This is a genomic window from Limosilactobacillus portuensis, from assembly GCF_014838735.1.
GTDB lineage: Bacteria > Bacillota > Bacilli > Lactobacillales > Lactobacillaceae > Limosilactobacillus > Limosilactobacillus portuensis.
Genome location: NZ_JABUXQ010000053.1, coordinates 1 through 3,500, shown reverse-complemented (window position 1 = coordinate 3,500; position 3,500 = coordinate 1). Strand labels below are relative to the sequence as shown.

The 3,500-nt window shown below is 37.5% G+C and carries 4 protein-coding genes; 1 reads left to right on the top strand and 3 read right to left on the bottom strand.

The annotated features are described in order from the left end of the window. Window positions 1-73: 73 nt before the first annotated feature. Both HUK49_RS11700 and HUK49_RS10405 read right to left on the bottom strand, forming a co-directional pair. On the bottom strand, window positions 74-175 hold the full coding sequence (locus HUK49_RS11700) for a putative holin-like toxin (protein ID WP_413230885.1): 102 nt from the start codon (window positions 173-175) through the stop codon (window positions 74-76). A 547-nt stretch (window positions 176-722) separates the two neighbouring features. Next, a complete protein-coding gene (locus tag HUK49_RS10405; RefSeq protein ID WP_191913653.1) occupies window positions 723-1,043 on the bottom strand; it encodes a hypothetical protein in 321 nt (106 codons plus the stop codon). A 277-nt stretch (window positions 1,044-1,320) separates the two neighbouring features. On the opposite strand from HUK49_RS10405, the gene HUK49_RS10400 reads away from it, so the two are divergent. Further along, entirely contained in the window at window positions 1,321-2,205 is an 885-nt protein-coding gene (locus HUK49_RS10400; RefSeq protein ID WP_191913652.1) for a GbpC/Spa domain-containing protein, read from the top strand. Window positions 2,206-2,233: 28 nt separating this feature from the next. Here HUK49_RS10400 and HUK49_RS10395 read toward each other — a convergent pair whose 3' ends face one another. Next, window positions 2,234-3,160: a site-specific integrase gene (locus tag HUK49_RS10395; protein WP_191913651.1), complete on the bottom strand. Its 927-nt coding sequence runs from the start codon at window positions 3,158-3,160 to the stop codon at window positions 2,234-2,236. Window positions 3,161-3,500 lie beyond the last annotated feature (340 nt).

The window sequence follows — 3,500 nt, the reverse complement described above, 5'->3', positions numbered from 1 at the left end:
CAAATCAATTGGTATCTGAATTCACGGCCACTTAAATGTCTTAATTGGCATACACCAATCGAGATCTTCTTGCTTAATCTACGTCACTAAATTCGTTCAAGTTATTTCTTGCAATCTGCCGATTACTGAAAATAAACGTTAACAGTGCAATCACAAAGGTTGCGAAAGCTAACATTAGCATAAGCGCTTGGTAAACGCTCATGGGCTGTTATCCCTTTCAAGTGATTTTCCATAGAAACTTCACCTCCTGAGGAGTAGACAGCCACCGCCCATAAAACTTCTCTGCAATATAAAATTATTGCATGGTTAATTTTCTCAAGAAATAGAAATATTAATCCTGCTATTTTTTCGTGAGTTACATCGTTATGGTACTGAACTGAGGTTGTTTGTAGTGTAGGTTTTGCTGGTACTGATGGATGAACTGGTGGAACTGGTAATTGAATAGTTACTAGGTTACTTGTAGAATCCCAGTTAATCGCTTTAGTACCAGCTGTTCCCGTATTTGAACGAATATATGCATCTAAAACATCGTATGTACCATTTCCTCTATTCACACCATTATAAGGCACTGAATTATTATGATTGTATCTAATGGTGTAAGCATGAGTCCCGTTATTCTGTGTAAAGAAAGCCTGAACACCTGGTTTGTTGCCAATATCATTCCAAATGATATCCCCACTTATTCCTGGTAGATCAGGTTCGCCATCTTTAAACGTTCCTCCTTATTGTGGAATCGTATTATTTGGATTAATCAAGACCATTGCGTCCCAAAAACCATTAGCAGTTGAGACAGGTGCATCTCTTTCTAAGGTAATATCAACATTTGTTACGACAACATTATTAATCGAAGAATCCCAATGCCAGGTTATGTCGATATGATAATCAACTTTAGCGTAAGGCTTAGAAGTATCAACATGGAAACCTGACTTATCTGTATATGTATAAGGCCAAACATGACTAGAATTAACTATTTTATGTTGATCATCTATTAGTGACTTCATTTGATTATTATAGGTTGCTAATTTCTGGTTATAATCAGCCATGATCGAGGAGTACTGTTGGTTCCACCTAGCAAGAGCTGCTTGATACTCCTGGTTGTTCCGAACTTGTGTAACTAAAGTAAAAAGATATGGTTAATTTTTCTAATTAATTTGCCTAAAATTTCTATTGTTAATAATCTAAACGATACAGATAATTTTAGATTTCTGGCTTAATTTTGCGTGAGTTACACAAGTTCGGAACAATGCAGAATATGACCAAGCATTAGCCGAGTATCAAAAGAAAGTAGCTGAATTACAAGCAGAAATCAAAAATGCCGGCTTGAATACTGATGAGTCTGGAACTAATCTTGCTCAGATTCAACAGGAAGCCTCATTTGGTAAGGAACCAGAGGCTAAAGTAAGTGTTAATTCTTCATATCAAGTAGTTGATGGTGATGCAGCAGGTAATGATATAAAAAACGCTACTTCATTAATTGTTCCTACTAATGCGGATATTCCAATGAACTTTGCAACAGTGACTTGGACTAATCTTAAAAATACTAACTACAAAGGGCGACCAATTGACAAGATTGTCGCTACCTTATCTGGCCTTAAGTATTACGTACATGATGGTAATTATAAGAAACGTATCGCAATTCCTAATGATCCATCGTCTTTCTTTGCAATCTCAGGTAATTCACTAGATGTGGATTATACCTATTATTATGCCGATGGAAGTCAAGTAGACTTTACTGACAATGCTTATTTGACGGCAGGAGGTATGGAGTCTTGGGGTCGTGATTCAGGGCTTCAAAGTGAAGCAATTCAACTATTATCTTCCGGTCAAGCCTTACATTTACCCGGTTTGTCAATCACAGTACATGCTGGTAACGATTTATATGCGGATACCAACAATACTTATGGTGATGCAAAAATCCAATATGGATCCCGAAAGTGGGACGCTGTAGAGCAATACTATCGAGCTGGACTTTTCAAGGTTAATGGCAATCACATTAAAGTGCGGTTCCATGATATTTGGTCTTCCTCTGAAATGGCTAATGATGTAACTGGTGATTTAAGCCATCACCTCGGAGATGAATACGATGGTGTATCGACTGTAGTTGGTTTTGGAGATGTTGTTTTACCTATTCGTAAATCTGAAGTCGTCCACTACAATCACGATGTAACTTTTCAAAAAGCAGCAATCTCCCCTCGCCTAGTATAGTTAGGGAACTGCTGCTTTTATTGTCGCTCTAAGAAAGTCGAATCATATTCTCCAAAATCTTTTGGTTATCTCGAACTTCTAATTCCTTCACAATATGCAAGTAAGTCTGTTGAGTAGTGATAGTGTTGGCGTGCCCAAGGCGCTTGGCCACACTTGGAATTGAAACTCCGTCATAAATTAAAAGTGAAGCATGAGTGTGTCTCAGACCGTGAATTGAAATGGTTTCGATTCCTGCTCGCTTACAATAAGCTCTTAATCGGTAGTTAATCGTTGAAATATATACCAGACGATCGTGAGGAACAAATATTGGTCGCTGGAGTTCCTTACCTTTAACTAATTCTTGCAGTTGAGCAGATACAATCGGGTCAATTCCAATAGTGCGATTCGATGATTTATTTTTAGTTGGTTGAAAACTTCCCACTGCTGACTTATAATCCCAAGTCTTATTGATCGTAACTGTATGGTTTTCAAAATCAAAATCCTCTGGCGTTAATCCTAATGCCTCTGCACAACGCATACCTGTTTTGGCAATGAGCAGGATCATCCAGTCATAACTGACTTCCGGACCAAGTTTAAGTTGATTAATCAGACGCTTTAAGTCTAACAGATTTAAGTACTTAGCCTTTTTCTTGCGTGGCTGTTTTCCTTTTAAAATAAGATGCCTAGTGGAATCGTGTTCTAATAAGCCGTCCTCAATTGCGTCCATGATTGCTGCTTTACAATGGTGATGAAATACTTTAACCGTTAAATACTCATGCTCTTCAGCATACTCATTAATGAATTTTTGATAAATATAATGGTTCAGTTCATTTACTCTTACACCATGTAATCTGTATTGGATTTCTCGATGAGTTAAATAGTATTTAGCTAACGTAATCGGCCTAACGGAGCCCTCTTTATACATGTGAATCCACTTATAGTAATACTTCTCAAATAACATTGAACCTGTGTTCATAGTATCAACCTCTTTTTCATGATTTACTCCATACTGAAGTTGACCTTATAAAAACAAAAAAGAGAACGCATGGCAACGTTCTCTAAAATTATCGAAAAAGCAGATTGAATTGATTAGCTCTGAGAGCAAATGAAGTGATCAACTATACGTGAACTACTCGGCCATAAATGACCGAGCTTCTGGGAACACGGAGTAGTATTTAGGATCTTACACGTGTATTCACGCTACCTAACTTACAGAACTTCGTTCTTTTACCACGGCTAGTCCCTAGCCAACGGCTTTTAATCCTTTATGTAAGATATTAACTGCCGCATTAATATCCCGATCGTGATTAGTACCA